15 protein-coding genes and 1 riboswitch are annotated in these 20,696 nt (G+C 70.7%); of the genes, 7 read left to right on the forward strand and 8 right to left on the reverse strand.

Annotated elements, in window-relative coordinates:
• The first annotated feature begins 1,493 nt into the window (after positions 1–1,493).
• Genes AB0J80_RS05665 through AB0J80_RS05675 form a run of 3 tightly spaced genes read left to right on the forward strand, consistent with a single transcriptional unit; the run spans position 1,494 to position 5,815 of the window.
• Positions 1,494–2,120 (forward strand): TetR/AcrR family transcriptional regulator, encoded by a 627-nt coding sequence (locus AB0J80_RS05665; protein ID WP_364700758.1) that lies wholly within the window; start codon positions 1,494–1,496, stop codon positions 2,118–2,120.
• A gap of 3 nt (positions 2,121–2,123) precedes the next feature.
• Positions 2,124–3,860, forward strand: a complete 1,737-nt coding sequence (locus AB0J80_RS05670) for an ABC transporter ATP-binding protein (protein WP_364700760.1) — start codon at positions 2,124–2,126, stop codon at positions 3,858–3,860.
• A complete protein-coding gene (locus AB0J80_RS05675; RefSeq protein WP_364700762.1) occupies positions 3,857–5,815 on the forward strand; it encodes an ABC transporter ATP-binding protein in 1,959 nt (652 codons plus the stop codon). Before AB0J80_RS05670 ends, AB0J80_RS05675 begins: the two co-directional genes overlap by 4 nt.
• 49 nt (positions 5,816–5,864) lie before the next feature.
• On the opposite strand, the gene AB0J80_RS05680 is transcribed toward AB0J80_RS05675, so the two are convergent.
• Positions 5,865–8,690 carry a Calx-beta domain-containing protein gene (locus AB0J80_RS05680; protein ID WP_364700764.1) on the reverse strand — a complete coding sequence of 942 codons (2,826 nt, stop codon included), beginning with the start codon at positions 8,688–8,690 and terminating at the stop codon, positions 5,865–5,867.
• Between the two features lie 14 nt (positions 8,691–8,704).
• Positions 8,705–8,784: riboswitch (cyclic di-GMP riboswitch) on the reverse strand.
• Positions 8,785–9,048: 264 nt separating this feature from the next.
• Positions 9,049–10,233: a hypothetical protein gene (locus AB0J80_RS05685; protein ID WP_364700766.1), complete on the reverse strand. Its 1,185-nt coding sequence runs from the start codon at positions 10,231–10,233 to the stop codon at positions 9,049–9,051.
• Between the two features lie 43 nt (positions 10,234–10,276).
• Here AB0J80_RS05685 and AB0J80_RS05690 point away from each other — a divergent pair, with 43 nt between their 5' ends.
• From AB0J80_RS05690 to AB0J80_RS05705, 4 genes are all read left to right on the forward strand, one after another.
• Positions 10,277–10,603, forward strand: coding sequence for a TfoX/Sxy family protein (locus tag AB0J80_RS05690; protein WP_364700768.1), 327 nt, complete (start codon positions 10,277–10,279; stop codon positions 10,601–10,603).
• A 90-nt stretch (positions 10,604–10,693) separates the two neighbouring features.
• Positions 10,694–12,193: a family 16 glycosylhydrolase gene (locus AB0J80_RS05695; RefSeq protein WP_364700770.1), complete on the forward strand. Its 1,500-nt coding sequence runs from the start codon at positions 10,694–10,696 to the stop codon at positions 12,191–12,193.
• A 25-nt stretch (positions 12,194–12,218) separates the two neighbouring features.
• Positions 12,219–13,388 (forward strand): hypothetical protein, encoded by a 1,170-nt coding sequence (locus AB0J80_RS05700; protein WP_364700772.1) that lies wholly within the window; start codon positions 12,219–12,221, stop codon positions 13,386–13,388.
• Positions 13,385–13,642 carry a hypothetical protein gene (locus tag AB0J80_RS05705; RefSeq protein ID WP_364700774.1) on the forward strand — a complete coding sequence of 86 codons (258 nt, stop codon included), beginning with the start codon at positions 13,385–13,387 and terminating at the stop codon, positions 13,640–13,642. The genes AB0J80_RS05700 and AB0J80_RS05705 overlap by 4 nt, the downstream gene beginning before the upstream one ends.
• Here the strand turns inward: AB0J80_RS05705 and AB0J80_RS05710 are convergent.
• Genes AB0J80_RS05710 through AB0J80_RS05735 form a run of 6 tightly spaced genes read right to left on the reverse strand, consistent with a single transcriptional unit; the run spans position 13,620 to position 20,661 of the window.
• Positions 13,620–14,276, reverse strand: a complete 657-nt coding sequence (locus AB0J80_RS05710; protein WP_364700776.1) for a methyltransferase domain-containing protein — start codon at positions 14,274–14,276, stop codon at positions 13,620–13,622. The two genes, AB0J80_RS05705 and AB0J80_RS05710, sit on opposite strands and share 23 nt — an antisense overlap.
• A gap of 45 nt (positions 14,277–14,321) precedes the next feature.
• Positions 14,322–15,209, reverse strand: a complete 888-nt coding sequence (locus tag AB0J80_RS05715) for a sulfotransferase domain-containing protein (protein ID WP_364700778.1) — start codon at positions 15,207–15,209, stop codon at positions 14,322–14,324.
• Positions 15,206–16,723 (reverse strand): polysaccharide biosynthesis C-terminal domain-containing protein, encoded by a 1,518-nt coding sequence (locus tag AB0J80_RS05720; protein ID WP_364700780.1) that lies wholly within the window; start codon positions 16,721–16,723, stop codon positions 15,206–15,208. The genes AB0J80_RS05715 and AB0J80_RS05720 overlap by 4 nt, the downstream gene beginning before the upstream one ends.
• A complete protein-coding gene (locus tag AB0J80_RS05725; protein ID WP_364700782.1) occupies positions 16,720–18,084 on the reverse strand; it encodes an O-antigen ligase family protein in 1,365 nt (454 codons plus the stop codon). The genes AB0J80_RS05720 and AB0J80_RS05725 overlap by 4 nt, the downstream gene beginning before the upstream one ends.
• Before the next feature lie 2 nt (positions 18,085–18,086).
• Positions 18,087–19,001 carry a glycosyltransferase family A protein gene (locus AB0J80_RS05730; protein WP_364700784.1) on the reverse strand — a complete coding sequence of 305 codons (915 nt, stop codon included), beginning with the start codon at positions 18,999–19,001 and terminating at the stop codon, positions 18,087–18,089.
• Positions 18,994–20,661, reverse strand: a complete 1,668-nt coding sequence (locus AB0J80_RS05735; RefSeq protein WP_364700786.1) for a hypothetical protein — start codon at positions 20,659–20,661, stop codon at positions 18,994–18,996. The genes AB0J80_RS05730 and AB0J80_RS05735 overlap by 8 nt, the downstream gene beginning before the upstream one ends.
• Between the last annotated feature and the right edge of the window lie 35 nt (positions 20,662–20,696).

A 20,696-nucleotide genomic window follows, 5' to 3' on the forward strand; every position in this document is an offset into this window, starting at 1 on the left:
CCGTCGCCAATTGCACCCGTCAACCGGCTGCCGCGCGGCCTGCGAAAGTGCGGCTTCGTCCATCCTCGTCGGCCGTTGAAGAACACTCCGGCACACCACCGCCGGCCCTCGCCGGATCGGCGACATCCTCGCCGCAGCGCTACAACCGGCGCTTCGAACATGGGAACCGATCGAGGACTGCTGATCTCACCTTGCGGGACGAACAACCCAGCGCGATGAGCGGCCAACACAACGCTCACCCTTGGCTCGGCTGGGGTGTGCTTGGATCGCGTCAGGTCACTGTCCAGGTCAGCGCCGGCAATCTTGGCCTGACGACACGTCCGCCGTCAGGCCGGCGGGGACATTCGGCACTCGCTCGACGGCGCCGCAAAGGTGGCGCGCACGTACGGCGGCACAATAAAAAGCGTTCCATCGCGTGGCATCTTCGCTGTTCGTCGTGCCGGACAGGCGCAGCACCCAGTCGACTTCAGATGATTGCTTGATATGAAAAAACCGAGGTCGGCGTCGTCGAAGCGGAGGGTGGGGGAGGATAATTGCGTCATGACGCAGCTCGCATTGTTCCCCGCGAAGAATGTGCGGGACCGGACGCTGCGTCATAACTATTCACCGGCGGCCGAGGAGTTCCGGCGCAAACATGAGCGGCACCGCTCGTGGGGCTTGGTGCAACGTCATTCCCGGCGCATGCGTCGGCTGCGCGATGCCACGGATCAGCCGACGAACTCCCAGCCAGCGCCGGACGCCCCTCACCCTGGGACGCCGCCCGGCATGACGCATCGGAAGGAAACAACCGATCATCGCGATCCGCCGGAGCGCCTAGCACAACACGACGAGCCGGAGCGCGGCGCCGCAGCTCAGGACGACAGAGTGCACAGCAGCAGCGCGGCAGATCATCGATCCCAGGCAATGGCCGCGGCGCGGGCGACCGGATCGCCTGTTGCACCGGCGGCCGCGGACTGCGCCGCGCGTCCCACGCGACGAGAGCGGGGACGAAGCCGGGCCCGCCGCTTCCGTGCGCCTCGACATTGCGGCCTTGACCGATGCCTGCCACGACGGCGCGGGTCACGGTACCGAGGCCCCCGCCGAGCAGTCGGACCGGCTGTCGCCGACCGCACGGTCAACCGGCTGCTGCAGAGTCTGTGCCGGCAGGGCGAACGGCCTCGCCTTCCTCCACGGATGCCGGCAAACGCTTCGGCACGCCCACCGCCAGTCCTCACCGGATCCGTGACGTCGTCGCTGCAGCGCTACAGCTGATGCACTTACGAATACCGCTGCCGCATGAAGATCGTCGGGAACCCCAGGGGGCGCCTCCTGGGCCGATGGCTGAACCTGGATGCGGTTCCACTCCGCGGCCACGCCTGAGCCGACCGGTCACGACAGCTCACGACCGCTCCCAGCCGCCCGCCCGGGCTGCCGGCCCTCGATCGGCGGCCAGAGGCGGCGAGTCGTGAGAAAAATCAGTGGCTGAGTGAGTGCTCGCTCAGTAGCCTTGCCGCGTGAACTCACCCCAGACCCGCCGGCGCCGGGTGCCCGCGATGGCGCCCGATGACCGCCGGGCCGCCCTCATCGCCGCCACCGTTCCGCTGCTGCACGAGGTCGGCATCGAGGTCAGCACGCGGCGTATCGCCGAGGCCGCCGGCGTCGCCGAGGGCACGATCTTCGGCGTCTTCCCGGACAAGCAGTCGCTGATCGTGGCGGCCCTGCTGCAGGCGCTCGACCCGCAGCCCACCCTGGACGCCATCGCGGCCATCGATCCGCGCGCCGGCCTGCGGAAGCGGCTCGCGGCCGCGGCCACGCTGATCAACGACCGCTTCACCGAGAGCGCCCACCTCATGACCGGCGCCCGCAAGCTGGTGCTCGCCTCCAACGCCCATCCCGACGCCGCCGCGCGGATGGCCCGCTCCCGGGAGCTCCTGCAGGCTGTCGTCGCCGACCTCATCGCGCCCGATGCCGCCCTGTTGCGGCGCTCGCCCGGCACGGTCGCCCGGCTTCTCCTGCTCTTCTGCGGCGCGAACTCGTTCGGGCCGTTCGGCGACCCCGACCGCTTCGACGGGGACGAGCTGGTCTCGCTCCTGCTCGACGGTCTCCTCGTCCCATCCGACTTCGATCACGGGGGTTCCTGACAGGTGCTGATCCGACTACTGCGTGCGCGGCTGCGGCCGTACGGGAAACCGATCTTGCTGGTTGTGCTCTTCCAGTTCGTCGCCACGCTGGCAACGCTCTATCTGCCCACCTTGAACGCCGACATCATCGACAACGGCGTCGTGCCCGGCGACACCGGCTACGTGATGCGCGTCGGCGCCGGGATGCTGGCCGTGTCCCTGGTGCAGATCGTCGCGCAGGTCGCGGCGGTCTACTTCGGGGCGCAGACCGCCATGGGCGCCGGCCGGGACATCCGGGCGGCGATCTTCTCGCGCGTGATGGACTTCTCGACCCGCGAGGTCGGGCAGTTCGGCGCGCCCTCGCTCATCACCCGCACCACGAACGACGTGCAGCAGGTGCAGATGCTGGTGCTGATGACCTTGCTGCTCATGGTCTCGGCACCGATCATGTGCGTGGGCGGCATTCTGCTCGCCCTGCGCCAGGACGTGCCGTTGTCCGGCCTGCTGCTGGTGATCGTGCCGTTGCTGCTGATCGTGGTGATGGTGCTGATCGCGGCCATGCGCCCGCTGTTCCGCAGCATGCAGGTGCGCATCGACAAGGTGAACCGCATCATGCGCGAGCAGATCGCCGGCATCCGGGTGATCCGCGCGTTCGTCCGCGACGAGCGTGAGCAGGCCCGCTACGGCGTCGCCAACGACGAGCTGACCGACGTCTCGCTGCGGGTCGGCAAGCTGATGGCGCTGATGTTCCCCACGGTGATGCTCATTGTGAACCTCTCGAGCGTCGCGGTGCTCTGGTTCGGCGGGCACCGCATCGACGACGACTCGATGCTGGTGGGGGCGCTCACCGCGTTCCTCAGCTACCTCATGCAGATCCTCATGGCGATCATGATGGCGACCTTCATGTTCGTCATGATTCCGCGGGCCGAGGTGTGCGCCGAGCGCATCGAGGAGGTGCTCGGCACCGAGCCCTCCGTACGGGTGCCCACGGCTCCCGTCACGGCGCTCCCCCGCCACGGCGACCTGGAGCTGCGCGGCGTCGACTTCCATTACCCGGGCGCGGAGGCGCCGGTGCTGTGCGGGGTGGACCTGACGGCCCGGCCGGGCGAGGTGACCGCGGTCATCGGCAGCACCGGCTCCGGCAAGACCACTCTGCTGAACCTGGTGCCGCGGTTGTTCGACGCGACCGGTGGCGAGGTCCTCGTGGACGGGGTCGACGTCCGTGAGCTCGATCCGGGGCTGCTGTCGCGGCTCGTCGGCCTGGTGCCGCAGAAGCCGTACCTGTTCAGCGGCACGGTGGCGTCGAACCTGCGCTACGGCAACCCGGACGCCACCGATGAGGAGCTGTGGGACGCGCTGGAGGTGGCGCAGGCCCGCGACTTCGTGCAGCGGATGGAGGGCGGGCTGAGCGCGCCGATCGCGCAGGGCGGCACCAACGTCTCGGGCGGTCAGCGGCAGCGGCTGGCGATCGCCCGGGTGCTGGTGCACCGGCCGGAGATCTACCTCTTCGACGACTCGTTCTCGGCGCTCGACTACGCCACCGACGCGGCGCTGCGGGCGGCCCTGGCCGAGCGGACCGCGGACGCGACCGTGGTGATCGTCGCGCAGCGCGTCAGCACCATCCGCGACGCGGACCGCATCATCGTGCTGGACGACGGCCTGGTGGTCGGCGCCGGCACCCACACCGAGCTCATGGACACCAACGAGACCTACCGGGAGATCGTCCTCTCCCAGCTCACCGAGCAGGAGGCAGCGGCATGACGGCTCCCGGACGCAGGCCGGCCGGGCCACCGATGGGCGGTCCCGGGCGGATGATGATGGGCGGCGGCATGCCGACCGAGAAGCTGCAGGACTTCAAGGGGTCGAGCAAGCGGCTGCTGGGCATGCTGCGCCCGCAGCGGATGCTCGTCGGTGTCGTACTGCTGCTGGGCATCGCCAGCGTGGCGCTGTCGGTGGCCGGGCCGAAGATCCTCGGCCACGCCACGGACGTCATCTTCGCCGGCGTGGTGGGCAGGAAACTGCCCGCCGGGATGTCCAAGGACCAGATCGTCGAGCAGCTGCGGGCCCACGGCGAGACCAACCGGGCCGACATGCTCGCCGCCATGGACTTCGTCCCGGGCCAGGGCGTCGACTTCACCAAGCTCGGCCACATCCTGGCCTGGGTGCTCGTGGTCTACGCGGCGGCCTGGGTCTTCGGAGTGCTGCAGGGCCGGCTCACCGCGCGGGTGGTCCAGGCCACCGTGTCCCGGCTGCGCCAGGACGTCGAGGCGAAACTCTCCCGGCTGCCGCTGTCCTATTTCGACCAGCAGCCCCGCGGCGAGGTGCTCAGCCGCGCCACGAACGACACCGACAACATCGCGCAGACCCTGCAGCAGACGCTCGCCCAGCTCGTCACGGCGCTGCTGATGATCGTGGGCGTGCTCGGGGTGATGCTGTGGATCTCCCCGCTGCTGGCGCTGATCGCGCTGGTCACCGTTCCGGTGTCGGTCTGGGTCACCACTCGCATCGGCAAGCGCTCGCAGCCGCAGTTCGTGGCGCAGTGGGCCACGACCGGCCGGCTCAACGGGCACATCGAGGAGATGTTCACCGGCCACTCGCTGGTCAAGGTCTTCGGTCGCTCGCGCGAGGCGGCGGAGACCTTCGAGGAGCACAACACCAAGCTGTACGCGTCCAGCTTCCGCGCCCAGTTCATCTCGGGCCTGATCCAGCCCGCCATGATGTTCATCAGCAACCTCAACTACGTGCTGGTGGCGGTGGTCGGCGGCCTGCGGGTGGCCTCCGGCGCGTTGTCGCTCGGCGAGGTGCAGGCGTTCATCCAGTACTCGCGCCAGTTCAGCCAGCCGCTGACCCAGGTCGCGAGCATGGCCAACCTGGTGCAGTCCGGGGTGGCGTCGGCCGAACGGGTCTTCGCCCTGCTGGACGCCCCGGAGCAGGAGCCCGATCCCGCGTCGCCCGGGGTACGCCGGGTCGAGGGCCGGATCGCCTTCGAACACGTCTCGTTCCGCTACCTGCCGGACAAGCCGCTGATCGAGGACCTGTCGTTCACGGTGGAGCCGGGGCAGACGGTGGCGATCGTGGGGCCCACCGGGGCCGGCAAGACGACGCTGGTCAACCTGCTGATGCGGTTCTACGACGTGTCGGCGGGCCGGATCACGCTGGACGGTGTGGACATCGCCACCATGCCGCGCGCCGAGCTGCGCGAGCACATCGGCATGGTGCTGCAGGACACGTGGCTCTTCGGCGGGACCATCGCGGACAACATCGCGTACGGCGCCGACGATCCGTCCACAGCGGACGTGGCCGCGGCGGCGGAGGCGGCGCACGTCGACCGCTTCGCCCGGTCGCTGCCCGACGGCATGGACACGATGATCGACGAGGAGGGCTCGAACGTCTCGGCCGGCGAGAAGCAGCTCGTCACGATCGCCCGGGCGTTCCTGGCCGAGCCGAGCATCCTGATCCTGGACGAGGCGACCAGCTCGGTGGACACCCGCACCGAGGTGCTGATCCAGCGGGCGATGAACACCTTGCGCACCGGGCGGACGTCGTTCGTCATCGCGCACCGCCTGTCGACCATCCGCGACGCCGACGTGATCCTGGTGATGGAGGACGGCGCCATCGTCGAGCAGGGCACCCACGACGAGCTGATCGCCGCGGGTGGCGCGTATGCCCGGCTCTACTCGGCGCAGTTCGCCCAAGCGGCGGTGGAGGTGGAATAGCGGAAGGGGGCGGCCCGGCGGGCCGCCCCCTTCGTGCTCGTCAGCCGATTCAGCGAATCGTGACGCTGGCGACGTTCGAGTAGTTGGTCAGCAGGCCGACATCGGAGTCACCGAAGATCAGGGCCTTGTAGGAGACCGAGCTACCCGACCGCAGTCCGGTGAACGTCCGGACGTACTTGCCGTTCTCGTCCAGCTTGCCGCTGCCGGCCGTGACCCAGCCGCTGCCGGTGTTGCGGAGCACCCGGACCGAGAGACCGGGGACCCGCGGGTCACCGTAGACGCTCACCGTCGCGGCGCCCTTGCTGGACGAGCGGAGGTAGAGGTCCGGGTCCTCCTTGAGGTTCACCTTGATGGCGGGCGACGCGTTCTCCCCGTCGGTCACCTTGAACCACCAGCCGGTGGTGGTGAACTCCGGCTTGAAGATGTAGCCGCCCTTGCTGTTCGCAGTAGTCGTGCCGAGCTCCTCGTACGCCTTGTCCTCGGGCGCGCCGACAGGCTTGCCCCACAGGGTGAGGTTGGCGCCAACGGCGGCCGTACCGCTCAGGGTGATCGGGCCGACACCCAGCCGGTAGCTCGCCGAGGACTTGAGCGTGACCGGGGTCGGCTTGCCACCGTCGCTCTCCGCGATGGTGATGGTGCCGCCCTTGACGGTGCCGACACCCACGCCGGTGACCTGGATCGTCTCGGCGGTCTCGGGCGTGGTGTCGTCGACCAGCTTCACACTGGCGATCTTGTAGCTCAGGCCGGATGCGGCGCCCGCGCCGACGGGGACCGATACGGCGCCCGGGCCGTCGTAGTCGGATACGGGCGTCGCCGTTCCACCGGTCAGGGTGAGGAAGAAGCTCGTCGCCGCCTGCGCCTGGCCGGTGACGACACCCATGACGTCGACGGTCTCACCCTCGTTCCCCGTGACAGGCACGACGGCCAGCTGCGGGGCGGTGTCGTCGTCCTTCAGGGTGAGCGACGCCGTGGCGGTCTTCGTCGTCAGCGCCGCGATGCTGCCGGCGTCCTTCGGCGTGATGGTGAAGGTCGCCTTCTCGGTGCTCTCGAACACGTCGTCGCCGTTGACGAGCACGAAGGCGTAGCCCTCGGTCTGTCCCGCCTCGATCGTCGCGGTGGCGACCGGAAGGGCGAAGTCGCTCGTTCCGGCCTGGCTGCCCGGCACCGCCGACTCGGCGGTGTCCTTGCCCCCGACGTTCTTCGTGATGTCGAAGGTCAGCTTCGTGTCCGTCGGGTTGGACAGCTTGATCGTGTAAAGCGCGACCGACGCCTGGTCGCCTTCCGTCATGTCGATGTCGTTGACCGTGTAGGTCGGAGCGTCGTCATCATCGGTGATGGTGACGGTGTTCTCCTTGATGTCCCCACCGGTGACCGTGCTGTCGCTACCGAGCGCCGCGGACAGCTTGATGTAGAACTTCTCGTTGGACTCGTCGATCTTGTCGCCGATGACGTCGACCGTGAAGGTCTTCTCGAGCTCACCCGGGTTGAACGTGAGGTCGCCCATGGTGGCGGTCACGTCCTGGTCGGAGGCGTCACCCGCGGCGGACTTGGTCGACACGTCATAGTGGACGACCTGCTTGATACCGGATTCCTTGCTCAGCTTGACCACGAAGGTCTTCTTGGTGGCGGCGCCGGAGCTGCCCTCCTCGACGGGGGATCCCGTCAGCGTCACGGAGGGAGGCGTGCTGCCGGTGTCGCTGATACTTCCGGTGGCGGTCTTGGCACTGCCCAGCGTCGCGCCGCTCGGGGCGGAGAGCGTGACCCGCAGGTCCTCGGTCCGCTCGTCCAGAGCGTCCGGGCTCGTCTTGACGATCGCGTTAGCGGTCGTGCCCGAGGTGATGGTCACCGTGCCGCCGGTGACCTTGGTGTAGTCCTTGTCCGCGACCGCGACGCCGTGGCCGGCCCCGACCGTGTCAGCGGTGAGGTCCGAGGTGTCGTACTTGACCGTGACGGGCGCCTCGGATTTGCCGCTCAGCTTGACCGGGAACTTGAGGTCCGCACCCTCGAGGGCGGTCGCGTCACCGTCGAGCGACACCGTGGGAACGGTCTCGTCGTCGGTGATGGTGATCGTGATCGGGGTCGCCACCCCGGTGACGGTGGGGTCCGAGGCGGCGTTGATGGTGAACGTCTGCGCGCCCTCGTACACGTCATCGTCGGTGAGAGTGACGTCGAACGACTCCTCGGTGTCGCCGGCGCTGAAGGCGACCGTCTTGGCGACCTTGGTGTAGTCCGAGCCCTGCTTCGCGGTGACGTCCGAGGTGGAGACCGGGATCTGCACGGCGTTGTCCGAGGCCGTGGTCAGCTTCAGCGTCACCTTGACGGTCGTGTCGGTCTTCTCGTTGACGTTCACCTTGTCGGCGGTCATGGTGTACGTCGGACCGGCGCTGGTGTCCTTGATCGTGACCGTGGCCTCGTCGATCGTCGTGGCCCCGTCCAGCACCCGCACCTTGAACGTCTCGTCGGCCTCGTCGAGGGCGTCCGTCTTGGTGTCGACGATGAGCTTGGCCTTCTTGGTCCCACTGTCGAAGGTGACCGTGCCGGCCGTGACGGCGGTGTAGTCGCCGCTGGCTGCCTTGGCCGAGCCGTCGACCGTGATCCAGGTGAGGTTCGAAGCAGGGGTGGCACCGGCGTTGACCGTGTCCCAGTCGAGATTGAGCGTCACCGACTCGCCCTCGTTGACCGTGTAGGTCGCAGGAGAGAAGTCGGCGTCTCCCATCGCCGCGGCGGCCTGGGCGGGCGAGGTGATGAGCACGGCCGGGGCGAAGGCGATCGCACCGGCGACGACGGTCGAGAGGACCGTCCGCACCGACTTCGGGCCACGCAGCATGAACGGAACCGAGCCGCTCTTGGCCGCATGGGCTGGTTGATAGCGCATGTGTTTCTGTCTCCTTCGGCGGCTGGGCCGCCTCCCGATCGGGAGGTCCCTGGCTTTGCGTCCCCGCCTCTCGACGGGTTTGCCTTTCTCGGTGCCGCACGCGACGGCTGGTGGAGCGCCGGCCTCGAAGCCGGTTCGGCGCGGTCGGAAGCACGCGGACAAAGCTCGCACTTGGGAACTGCGCCGGTCGTACTGTAACCAGGGATTTGGGGCGGTGTAGGGGAAATGGACTTTTAGGCCGGATCGCCCCCTCGGCGCGGTTTTGCGGCCACTCGGATCAAGTTTGATCATCTTTTCGTCCGACGTCAGTCACTTCGCCCACGGCGAATACCGACCGGTAACCTGGAGACCGAAGACCTCAACCGGCGTGCGGCGGCGCTGCTGTTGCCCTTCTGACGCCGACCCGGGCGACCGGGATCCACGCCAGCAGCACCGCGAGTGCCAGCACGGCGAGCAGCGGCGCCCGCCACCAGCGGGCGAGCTCCAGGGACGGAGGCGGCGAGGGCGGCGGTGAGACCCACGGACGAGCCGTCTTCGACCACGCCAGAAAGGCGTCGCCGATCGGCAGCAGGCCGCCGGCATAGCGCTTCGACCAGGGAGTCGACACCGGTACGCCGAGCAGCTCCCCGTAGTTCCCCAGCGCCCGCGCCAGGCCCTCGTCCCCCTGCACCCGGGCGGCCCCGAGCGTCACCGTCGTCGCCGACAGGCTGACCCCGAGCATTAGCGGCCCCGAGTCCACGTCACCGGCGCCCGCGACCCCGGGCGGATACTCGCGGACCGCGGGCCCCAGACGCAGCGGACGGGTCACGAACAACGACCGGAACCGCAGGTACTGCTCGCGGGCGAAGGCCGGGTCGATGTCGGTGAGGAAACGCTGGGTGATGCTCTGCGACGAGCCGCGGGCACCCGATCCGGGCGCCCCGGTGACGGGGTCGGCCGTGTGCGGCAACAGCCCGGTCGCCGGATCCAGCCGCGAGCGGACACCGGCCAGCCACCGTGTGACCGTGGCGCCGTACCGAGGGGGCAGCAGGCGGTCGTGCAGGCGCAGGGAGGCGACCGCGACGGTCGAGTCCACCGGCCACGCCTGGTCCGGAAAGGCGGTGAGGTACGGCGTCGGGGACGCGTCGAAGGCGGCGGCCAGGGCAGCGGACGAGGCCTCGAACCTCTCCCGCAGCTCGGGGTCCGGACGCAGCGCGAGGATGCCGCCGCGCAGCCAGTTCGTCCACCCCTGGTAGAACACCCCGTACGCCGGGGTGAGGCCAGGGCTGAACGGGGCCCGGCCCGCCGGCGCCTCCAGCCGGGCGAGCGCCCAGCGGGCCTCCTGCTCGTCCCCCAGATCCACGCTGGTGAGGCCGTAAAGGGCGTACAGGAAGAAATAGCCCTCGGGGAAGGACTTCTGCGCCTCCTCGGCCGCGCCGTCGTCGAGGGCGGAGCGCAGGAACGCGAGCTGCCGGCGTACTCCCGAATCCGGGGCGGCGACCAGCCGCACCCCCGCGACCAGGGCGATCAGGGTGACCACGACAGCGGCGATCCGGCGCAGCATGGCGCCGAGCCTAGGAACCCGCCGCCACCGGTACGGTCGGATCATGGCGTATGACGAGGCCCTGGCCGAGCGGGTGCGCGACCTGCTCGCGCCGCTGCCCGGGGTGAGCGACAAGCGGATGTTCGGCGGCCTCGCGTTCCTGACCGACGGCAACTTGACCGTCGCGCTGATGGGTGACGACCTCATGGTCCGCCTCGGGCGGGACGCCGCCGAGCAGGCGCTGACCCGCCCGGGCGCACGGCCGTGCGACATCGGTGGCCGGCTGATGCGCGGATGGGTGCTGGTCGACGGTGCCGTCCTGGACGACGACGTGCTGGCCGGGTGGGTGGACCTGGCGCGCTCGTTCGTGTCGACGCTGCCGCCGAAATAGTCAGGTTGGCATTAGCTCTGCCTTAAGCCGGCTGTGATCTTCTGTTTCCGCCTATACGCTCCGACATCGACAAACCACAAAGGAGAGTTGATGTTGCGCAGGGCGCACGCGCCGGCCCACGCACCGGCGCCGCGACGAGGAATCCGCAGCACCCGGTCGCTGTCCGTCATCGGTATGGCCGTCGTGGCCGTGACCGCGGCGACGCTCGTGCCGGTCTTCGCCGGCGACGACGACGGGCTGACGCTGCACCCGGTGGCGGACACGACGATCACCCAGGTGCCGCAGGACGGCGACAACGACGTCAAGACGACGCTGGCCAGCTGCCCGTCGCTCTGCGACAACAACCCGCGCGGCCGGCGCGACGCCACCCTCCAGTTCGCGGTGGACAAGCTGCCCGTCAACGCCACCAAGGTCAAGGCCACCCTGCGCGTGTACTCCTGGCACGACGTCGCCGCGCGCATCCTGGCCCGCACCCTCCCCGGCGACCTCAGCGCGGCCAGCACCCCGGCCCAGCTCGCCACCGCCGGCAGCGTGCAGGCGCTGGAGGCGGTCAAGAAGGGCTACAACGAGTTCGACGTCTCCGGCTCGGTGCAGCGCAACGGCACCTACACGTTCGCGCTCTCCCAGGAGACCCTCAACACCAGGGTCTACTGGGCGTCGCGGGAGAACGCCAAGGAGAACCTGCACCCTGAGCTGGTGCTGTCGTACGAGACGCAGAACAAGCCGACCGCGGCTCCCACCACCCCGGCGACCGCCCTGCCCCCGCCCACGACGGCGCCGACCACCCCTCCGACGACGACCAAGCCCGCGGAGCCGACGAAGAGCACCACGGCACCGACCAGCAAACCGCCGGCCACCACCACGGCACCGCCGCCGTCCGGCTGGAAGCTCGTCTGGAGCGACGACTTCGACGGCGGCAGCATCGACAAGGCGAAGTGGAACCTCCGCAACGGCGAGGGCCGCGACATCGACGCCGGCTGCAACGTCAGCAGCCCGAAGAACACCCTCGTCGGCGGCGGCAACCTGACCCTGCGCGCGCTCAAGGAGAGCTCGACCTGCAGCTCGCAGAACAGGCAGTACACCCAGTCGTACCTGGACACCATCGGCAAGGCGTCGTGGAAGTACGGCCGCTTCGAGATGCGCGCGAAGTCGCCCAACAAGCCGGAGTCCTCCAAGGGCCTGTGGCCGGCGTTCTGGCTGCGCCCCGACGACGGCGGCAACGGTGAGATCGACGTCACCGAGCTGCCCGGCGGCAAGGACTGGTACGACAAGTCCACCGCGGCCATCTTCTGGGACTACACCCCGGTCAAGCAGGACACCCGGATCGCCCTGCCCGGCGGCGGCTACCCGGCGGACGGCTTCCACACGTACGCCACCGAATGGGACGCCACCGCGCTCAAGTGGTACATCGACGGCAAGCTGGTCTGGACCCGGGACCGCAGCACCACCCCGTGGTACGACAAGGCCTTCAACAAGCCGTACAACATCCGGCTCAACTTCCAGGTCGGTGGCTGGCTCGGCGACCCGGACGCCACCACGCGGTTCCCGGCCGACTTCGTCGTCGACTACGTACGGGTCTATCAGCACTGAACGACGCTCACCTATGGTCTAGGGCGTGCTGAAACAGTCTCTGGTTCCCGAGGACCGCCTCGGCTGGGTCACCCGGGCCGTCTTCGGCAACCCCGGCGTGACGGTCGCGGTGGGCGACGATCCCTCCGCGACCGTCCGGTACGCCGTGATCCCGTCGCTGGACCAGGCGCGGTTCCTGCTGCCGCTGGTGTCGCGCCGGGTCACCGCGGCGTCCCTGCTGACGTACAACGCGCTCAGGCCGCCGAAGGTCCGGGCCGGCCGGGCCGCGGTCGGCCTCCTCGCCCGGCTGGGCCTGCTCGGGCTCACCAAGGCGCCGGTGCTGTCCGTGCACGCCCCTGAGCTGCTCAGCACGTTCCTGGCCGAACGGCTCGGCGTGGACCGGCTGCACGCGGCGATCGGGATCCGCCCGCCGGACCCGCATCACAAGCCGACCCTGCAACTCTTCGACGACGACGGCCGGCCACGCGGCTACGCCAAGATCGGCTGGAACGACGGCACCCGCGCGATGGTCCGGGCGGAGGCCGCCACCCTGGCCGACCTGCCCGAGGGTGGCGGCTTCCCGCCCGCGCCGCGGCTGGTCCTGCACACCCAGTGGCACGGCCGCGAGATCGCGGTGATCGAGCCGATGCCGCGTACCGTCCGGCGCATCCGCCGGCCCGACCGGCCCCGGCTCGACGCGATGCTGGCCGTCGCACGGCGCGGCGGGCCCGCCACTGCCCCGCGGCCCGTCACCGAGCTGCTGCAGACCTGGCGGCGGCGAGCGGCCGGGGCGGATCCCCGCATTTTCACCTTCATCGACGCGCTCGACACCGGTGAGCAGCTCGAGTTCGGGGACTGGCACGGCGACTGGGTGCCGTGGAACATGGCCCGTCACCGGGGACGGTTGCTCGTGTGGGACTGGGAGAACCGGTCCGCGGGCGTACCGGTCGGTTTCGACCTGGCCCACCAGGCGTTCCAGACCGCCCTGTCGACCCACGGGCGGCCGGCGGCGCAGTGCGCGGTGGCGGTCGACGAGGCGATGCGCGAGCACGGGCCGGCGCTCGGGCTCGACGCGGCGGGGCAGCGCTTCGTCGCCGATGCCTACCTGGTGGAGTTGTGGCTGCGCACGTACGAGCTGTCCGGTGGCGGCGCGGGCTGGAACCCGAAGCTGCACCCGGCGCTCTTGGACGTGCTCGCCACCCGCCTGCCGCGATGAGCACCCTCCGCGACGTCGATCGTTGGTACAGGGAGCGGATAGCCGGGTTGCTGAACGCCGGGGATCCGGTGGCTTCGCGCGTACGCGCCAGCGCGCTCGCCTTCCTGTCCTCCGGAGGCACCCTCACCTCGGTGCAACGGTGGATGCTTGCGGCCGCCATCGAGGAGATGGAGCAGCGGCCGCGGGACACCTATCCGCACAGCGCGGAGATGCTGCACCTGGCCCGGCTGGTCACGGACGCTTGTAGGCGATGAGCGACTTGGTCAGCCCGAGAACCTTCTCGGACCGCAGCACCGAGTCGGGGAAGTACGACCGCATCTGGGTCTTGTCCACCAGCTCCGTCCACAGCACCCGGGACAGGGCCTCCTCGCGGGTGCGCCCGGGGGTGTAGGCCAGCGGCCACTTGCGGGCGACCACGCTGCGCGCGGCCACGGGAAGGAACTGCATGCCCGGCGCGATCCAGTGCGGCTCGATCGGGAAATACCGGTACGGCGTCTGCACCCAGTGCGCGGGCGCCAGCGCGTGGACCGCTTCGGCGAACCGCAGCCTGCGCTCGTGGCCGCCGACGTGTTCGATCACCGAGTTGCTGAAGACCAGGTCGTAGCGGCGAGCAGCGATCTCCGCGGGGAGGGCGCACGCGTCGCCGTGGTCGACCTGCACCCACTCCGGCACGTCCGCGGGGGCCGGCTCGAGGTTGACGACGTGCACGCTCTTGGGGCGTACGGGCAGCTGCCGCCAGAAGCCGACCCGGCCGCCCAGGTCGACCACCGACATCTCGGACAACTCGGGGAACGTGTCGGCCAGCCACCGCGACCGCTCCTCGCGGCGCTTGGCGCCCCACGAGTCGGGCCGGTCCACGAGGCGCCAGCGGAGAGAGTGTAGGTCCATCGCGGCAGACTACATCGACACCGGGCACGCTCCGATGAGGACGAATCACTCCCAGCCGAACCGCCGGCCCAGTCGCTCCTCCAGGGCAGCGGTGAACGGCCGGTAGTACGCGGTCAGCTCGGCGCGCACCTGCGGATCCATGCCCTTGCTCGGCCGGTCGTTGAAGACGTCGTACGACCCCAGGTCGTGCTCGGGCAGGCCGATGAAGCGCAGGATGCGGGCGTACGTCTCGGCAGGCTCCCGGTAGAGGGTCTCGCTCGCCTCGACGAACAGCTGCTCCCGGGGGAACCGCTCCAGCCACGGCTCGAGGTGCTCGAGGTAGCGGCCCCGGGCCCGGTACGAGTACCAGTCGAACGCCTCGCTGAAGTACCCCGGTTCGGCGATCAGCCGCTCCCGCTCCCCCGCCGTGCGGCTGTCCTCGGCCGCCAGGGCCTCCGCGAAGCCGAGCGGCTCCACGCCCTCCCCACGGCGTTCCTTCCAGTGCGAGTACGCGCGTTCCACCGGGTTGCGCAGCAGCACGACGATCCTGGCCTGCGGCATCAGGTCCGCCACCCGCCCCGCCACCAGCGGGTGGAACATGTAGAGCGGCGCCGCCTCGCCGGCCTTCGACGGCCCACCGTGCCGGCGTTCGAGTGCCGCGCGCTGCCGGCGGGTCGGGAAGTGCGAGCGGTACCACGCCTCGCCGCGGGCCCAGTTCTCCTCGAAGTAGTGGGAGGTCTTGGTGTTCCACGCCGGGAAGAGCCGCGGCACCAGCGGGTGCTGGATGAGGTAGCGCCACAACGACGTGGTGCCGCCGCGCTTGGTGCCGATCACGAGGAAGTCCGGGAGCGGCCGCTGGGCCGCGGTCTTCTCCCCGTAGCGCACCAGCAGCTCCCGGACCTGGTCGCGAGCCCCCCGCGGCGCGGCGTTCTTGATCCGGTCCAACACGGTCACGACGGAACCTCCACCTTGTCCACGGGTCTGAGCTGGGACCGGACCGCACCCAGCAGCGCGCGCACCCGGCGGTCGGCGAGCAACGCGAGGCAGCCCAGAAGGATCACGCCGAGCGCGACGACCAGCCCGGCCGGGCCCCGGCCGCCGGCGCCGATCCCGATCGCGGCCGCGACCCCGGTCGCGGTGAGCGCGGCCGTCGCGGCGACGGCGAGGGTACGCCCGAACAGCGGCGACCCCAGCACACGCCGGGCCAGCACCGCCGCCAGGACGTTCTCGCACACGATGCCCAGCGACCACGCGACGGCCGCTCCCAGCGCGCCGTACGCGGGGATCAGCACCAGGCAGGCCAGCACGTTGAGAGTGAGGCCGGCCACCGTCGCGAGCAGGTGTCCCCGGCTGTTGCCGCTCATCAGCAGCACGGTCTGCACCAGGCCCACGCCCACGTTGACCAGCATCGCCGCCGCCAGGACCGCCATGGGCCCGGCGCCCGCGGCGAACTCCGGACCGAACAACGCCAGGAACGCCGGGGCGAACGCCGCCAGCAGTAGGTAGGCCGGCCAGGACAGCAGGACGATCGCCAGCGTCGTCCGGCGGTAGATCTCCGCCGCGGCCCGGGTCCGGCCCGCGCCGAGCAGACGGGAGAGCTGCGGCGCGATCGCCACCCGCAGCCCCTGCATCACCAGGAGCCCGGCCAGCGCGTAACGCCCGACCGCGCCGAAGACACCGGCGGCAGCGGGGTCCGCGAGAGCCGAGGTCAGCAGGACACCGACCCACATGCTGCTGGCGTCGATCGCCGTGGACAGGGCGCGCGGCAGGGCGAAACCCCAGAACTCGCGCCGGTCGTCCCCGGTCGGCCGCAGACGTGCACCACGGCGGAGGCCCAGAGGACCGGCGCACAGCATCGCCGCGGCCACCGCAGCCACGAAGAGCGGGAGCAGCCAGCCGCCGAAGCCGGGCACCACCGAGCCGCCGAGGGCCACCGCGCCGCCGATGAGCAGGGGCCGCGCGACCGGTACGGCGATCAGCTGCAGGCCCACGTACGCGCCGACCGGCCGGGTGGCTCGCACCGCCGCGAGCAGCACCGTGGCGACCACGAACACCGGCACCCCGACGAATGCCAGGCGGATCAGCGTGGTGTGCTGCCCGCCGGCGCCCAGGACGGCCCGTCCGAGCACCGGCGCGAGAACCCAGCCGACGCCGGCCACGACCAGCGCCAGCGACGCCGTCGGCACGAGGGCCAGTGGCAGCAGCCGGGCACCGTCGGCGGCCAGGCTCCGGCGGCGCGGCAGCGCCCACATCAGTCCCGTGTCGGCGCCGAGGCAGCAGAGCGGACCGATGATGCTGACCAGCCCGATCGCGGTGAACAGCGCGCCCGAGTCGGCGGCGCCGAACGCCCGGACCACGACCGCGGTGAGCAGGAACCCGCACGCCCCGTTGATCGCGGCGCCGAGCAGGCCGGTGGCGCCGCTGCGGGCGCTCCGGCGTACCTCGTTCCCGTCCGAGACGGCGGTCATCTGCCGGTTTCCTTCCCGTCCCGGTTGACCGGGCCGTCCACCGCCGCGAGCCCCAGGCCGACGGCGAAGCACAGCACGGACAGGTTCGGATCGATGTACGAGTAGAACGGGGTGACCACCGCGGCGATGACCGGCAGCGAGCTCAGCCACAGCCCGGACGGGGTCACGGCGGCGGCGAGCCGGCGGGCGAGGACCGCCAGGAGCAGGTAGAAGCAGATCGTCGCCGGAATGCCGTGGCTGTAGAGCAGCTGCCAGATCATGCCCTGGGTGCCCAGCGGTTCGGCGGCGTGGGTGGTGTCGACCGAGGTCGGCTGCCCGAAGCCCAGCAGCGGTGAGTGCAGCACCGCGGCCCACGTCTGGGCGTACAGGTCGAAGCGGTCCAGATTGGTGTCGGTCGTCGAGGTCCGGTGCGTGATGAGGTCGATCACCGGGATGAACAGGGTCACCACCCAGCCGGCCAGCACGATGCCGGCGATCGGCAGCAGCAGCCGCACCCGCCCCCGGGCGATCTCCCGGCCGAGCAGGTACAGCACGCCCGCGCCGAGGCCGATGAACATGCCGCGGTTGAGGGTGAGGAACGCCGGAACGATGGACACCGGCAGCGACACCAGCAGGACCATCCGCATCCTGCCCCGCCGCACCGAGGTCAGGTACGACAGCACGAACGGCACCAGGAAGCTGTACGCCGTGCCCCAGTTGTTGGTGTACGGATAGGGCGCCGCCGGCCGGTAGATCGGGTTGCGGCTCAGCGGGTTGAACTCGGTTGAGTCCAGGCGCGAGATGTCGGTGATGAAGCGCTCGCTCTGCACGCCGTGCGGAAGCACCATCTGGAACGGGCTGGGCATGCTGAACTTGGGCGCGAGCACGCCCAGCCAGCCCAGCAGCACCAGGGCCAGCCAGAACACCGCGAGCGGGTTGGCGATCCGCACCCAGGAGACCCGGTCGCGGGCCAGGTTGTAGACGTAGATGCCGACCATCAGGGCGGTGAACAGGTGCCCGAACCGCAGGCCGAAGACGATCAGCGAGGTGACGCGTTCGAGCCGGGTTGCGCTGATCGCGATGATGCCGAGCCAGATCAGCCAGATCCAGGTACCGGGCGGCAGCCGCACGTCGCCCCGGGTGGTGAGCAGGGCCAGCAGCACGACCCCGAAGAACGGCCAGACGAAGTACCAGACGCCGAGCCCCCACCAGAGCGGCATCAGCGCGAACATGACGGCCAGCGGCCACACCGGCAGCTTCGCCGTGCGGACCCGCCAGGCGCGCGGGTCGAGCACGCCCGGCTCGACGGCGGCCACCGCGCGCGCCCGGGCCGGCGCGGTCGCTCGCGCGACGCGCCGGGGACGCACGGACGTCCGGGCCAACCTCAGATCCCCTTGCCGCGCTTCTGCGCCATCCGCAGGACCCGCTCACCGGTCACCAGCCGAAGGATCACGGGTACGGTGACCAGCACCCGCTTCTCCCGCGGGCGGAGCCGGACCACCGCCGCCAGCTCCCTGATCGCCTCGGTCCGCCGGTTGCCGGAGGCGAGCGCGAACGCGATCTGACCGCGCAGGCGGGCCAGGCCGGCGCGGCTCTGCGCCAGGTCGGGGTGCTTGCGGATGAGGTAGCGCTGGGCGTCGACGATCGTCGCCCACCGGCCGAAGTAGAACGAGCCTCCGTGCCAGTCGACGATGACCAGCGCCTTGCGGACGACGGCGACGGGCGTGTGCGCCGAGACGCGCAGGAGCCACTCGTAGTCCTCGCTGTAGCCGCCGGGGATCTCCTCGTCGACCGGCCCCACCGCGTCCCAGGTCGAGCGGCGCACGAGCATGGTGCTCGAATGCACCTCCATCACGCGGTCGGCGAGGAACTGCTCGTGCGTGACGACGTCCTGGTCGAGCACGCGCTCCTTGTCGATGCCAGGGCCGCGCAGCCGCAGCCCGCAGCTGACCGCGCCCAGGCCGGGGTCGGCGAGCAGCTCGACCTGACGGCGCAGCTTGGCCGGCAGCCAGATGTCGTCGTCGTCGCAGAAGGCGAGCAGCTCGCCGGTGGCCGCGTCGGCCCCGCTGTTGCGGCCGCCGGGCAGGCCCTGCCGGTGGGTGTTGCTGATGAGCTTGAGCGAACGGCCCGGGCCCACCGTGACGGCGAGGTCGCGCACGTCCACGTGGTCGTAGACGACGATGCACTCGATCTCGCCGGGATAGTCCTGCTGCAGGATGCTGGTGACCGCCCGTTCGAGCAGGCCGGGCCGGTCCCGGGTGGCGACGATGACGCTGACGAGGGGGTGGCTGTCAGGCACCGCGGCCTCCTGTCAGGACGAAACCGACGGTCTGGGCGCCGGCGGACCGCAGCCGGTCGACCAGCCGGCTGAGCTCGTTGTTGCGGGTGCGGTCGCGCGCCACGACGAGCACGGCGACGCCGGACTGGGCGGCCCGCACTCCTCGCTCGTCGGTGTCCGAGGGCGGCGCGTCGACGACCACGACGCCGGTGTCGGGCTGGTCGCCGAGCGCGCACAGCCGTACCACGCCGCCGCCGATCAGCACGACCAGTGGCGCCCGGCCGTCGACGTCGGCCTTCGTCAGCACGGGTTGCGTGTCGACGGACGCAACGGGCCGCCCGCCGGTCGTATCCATGATCAGGGTGGCTTCCGGGTCCTGGGAGGTGGCGACCTCGGCGAGACGCAGGGGCGCTCCCTGCATGCGGGTCACGCCCGGAGCGGCCACGAGGCCCGGGCCGGCCGGGCCACGGCCGCGACCGCCGGCCGTGGCGGCACCATTGAGCCCGGAACCGGAGGGTGTGACGGTCCGCGGACGCGGTGGCGTCCGCTTCTGCGCCGCGAACAGGATGCGCTTCAGCTGCTCCTGGCTCTCCGCCCGCGCCGCCAGGGTGACGTCCTGGCCGGCCTCGGCGAGCGCGACCGCGAGGTTGCCGCTCACGGTGGTCCGGCCCTCGTCGTCCCGCACGGAGAGCACGACGAGCGAGCGGTCCGGGTGCCGGTCGATCCACTTGAGCACGGCCAGCGAGACGTACCGGGCATCGGCCGCGGCGCCCTCCTCGTGGTGGCGGCCCGCCGCCCGGACCACGCCGAGCGCCGGCACCCCGACGATGTCGGCGGCCTGGTCGATGGAGCGGATCCGGCGGTCGAGGGCCTCGCGGGCGTGCGCGAGAACCATGCCGAGGAGCAGGCCACCGAGCACGGCGGCGGCCACGTAGAGCAGGGCGGCGTCGTGGCTGGACGGCACCGGGGCCCGGGCCGCGGCGGCGACCGAGCCGGGGCTCAGGTCGGCCGAGGCGACCTTCGCGCGTGCGTTGGCGAGCTGGGCGATCTGGTCGTTCAGCGCGTTGACCTGGTCCAGCATCGCCTGCGTCCGCGGCGACACCGTGTCGGAGCTGGAGGTGCGGGACGGCAGGTCCTTCTGCGCCGCCTGCCGCTGCGCGGTCACCGACTTGATGGTGTTGTCGTACGACAGCATCAGCGCGGCCCGCTGTTGCTTGTAGATGTCCTCGCGCACCCGCAGGTACGTCTCGGCGGCCGTGTTGGCGCCGGTGATCGCGCTGTCCTCGGTGTCGTCGGCGTACTGGAAGCGCAGGACCTGGCCGCCGGTCGGCACCTCGGTGGTGAGCGCGTTGCGTACGTCCTCGGGATCGCGGTCGAGGATCCGCGCGGTCGAGTCGATGACGTCGTTGCCGAGGGCGATGCCGTTCTCGGCGGTCATGTTGATGGCCCGGTCCGCGCCGCTGGACGGCAGCGTGAACGGGTCGGTCACCACGGGGCGCAGCACGACGACCGTGGTGGCCCGGTAGGTGGCCGGGAAGAACAACAGATAGGCGAGCACGGCGACCGTGACGGCCGCGGTGGCGGCAAGCACGATGCGCCAGCGGCGCAGCGGAATCCGTACGACGTCCGCAAAGCCGACGACCCGCTGCCGGCTCGCGGCGACGGAATCAGTCACATCCATGTGTCGTCTCTCCCCGACGTCTGCAGTTGTGTTTC

Origin of the sequence: Actinoplanes sp. NPDC049548 (assembly GCF_040676695.1) — a bacterium.
Classification (GTDB): Bacteria; Actinomycetota; Actinomycetes; order Mycobacteriales; family Micromonosporaceae; genus Actinoplanes.

Coding starts and splice junctions, on each gene's coding strand:
- AB0J80_RS05675 (WP_364700762.1), top strand. CDS start 3,857: ATGACGGCTCCCGGACGCAGGCCGGCCGGGCCACCGATGGGCGGTCCC.
- AB0J80_RS05680 (WP_364700764.1), bottom strand. CDS start 8,690: ATGCGCTATCAACCAGCCCATGCGGCCAAGAGCGGCTCGGTTCCGTTC.
- AB0J80_RS05685 (WP_364700766.1), bottom strand. CDS start 10,233: ATGCTGCGCCGGATCGCCGCTGTCGTGGTCACCCTGATCGCCCTGGTC.
- AB0J80_RS05690 (WP_364700768.1), top strand. CDS start 10,277: ATGGCGTATGACGAGGCCCTGGCCGAGCGGGTGCGCGACCTGCTCGCG.
- AB0J80_RS05695 (WP_364700770.1), top strand. CDS start 10,694: ATGTTGCGCAGGGCGCACGCGCCGGCCCACGCACCGGCGCCGCGACGA.
- AB0J80_RS05705 (WP_364700774.1), top strand. CDS start 13,385: ATGAGCACCCTCCGCGACGTCGATCGTTGGTACAGGGAGCGGATAGCC.
- AB0J80_RS05710 (WP_364700776.1), bottom strand. CDS start 14,276: ATGGACCTACACTCTCTCCGCTGGCGCCTCGTGGACCGGCCCGACTCG.
- AB0J80_RS05720 (WP_364700780.1), bottom strand. CDS start 16,723: ATGACCGCCGTCTCGGACGGGAACGAGGTACGCCGGAGCGCCCGCAGC.
- AB0J80_RS05735 (WP_364700786.1), bottom strand. CDS start 20,661: ATGGATGTGACTGATTCCGTCGCCGCGAGCCGGCAGCGGGTCGTCGGC.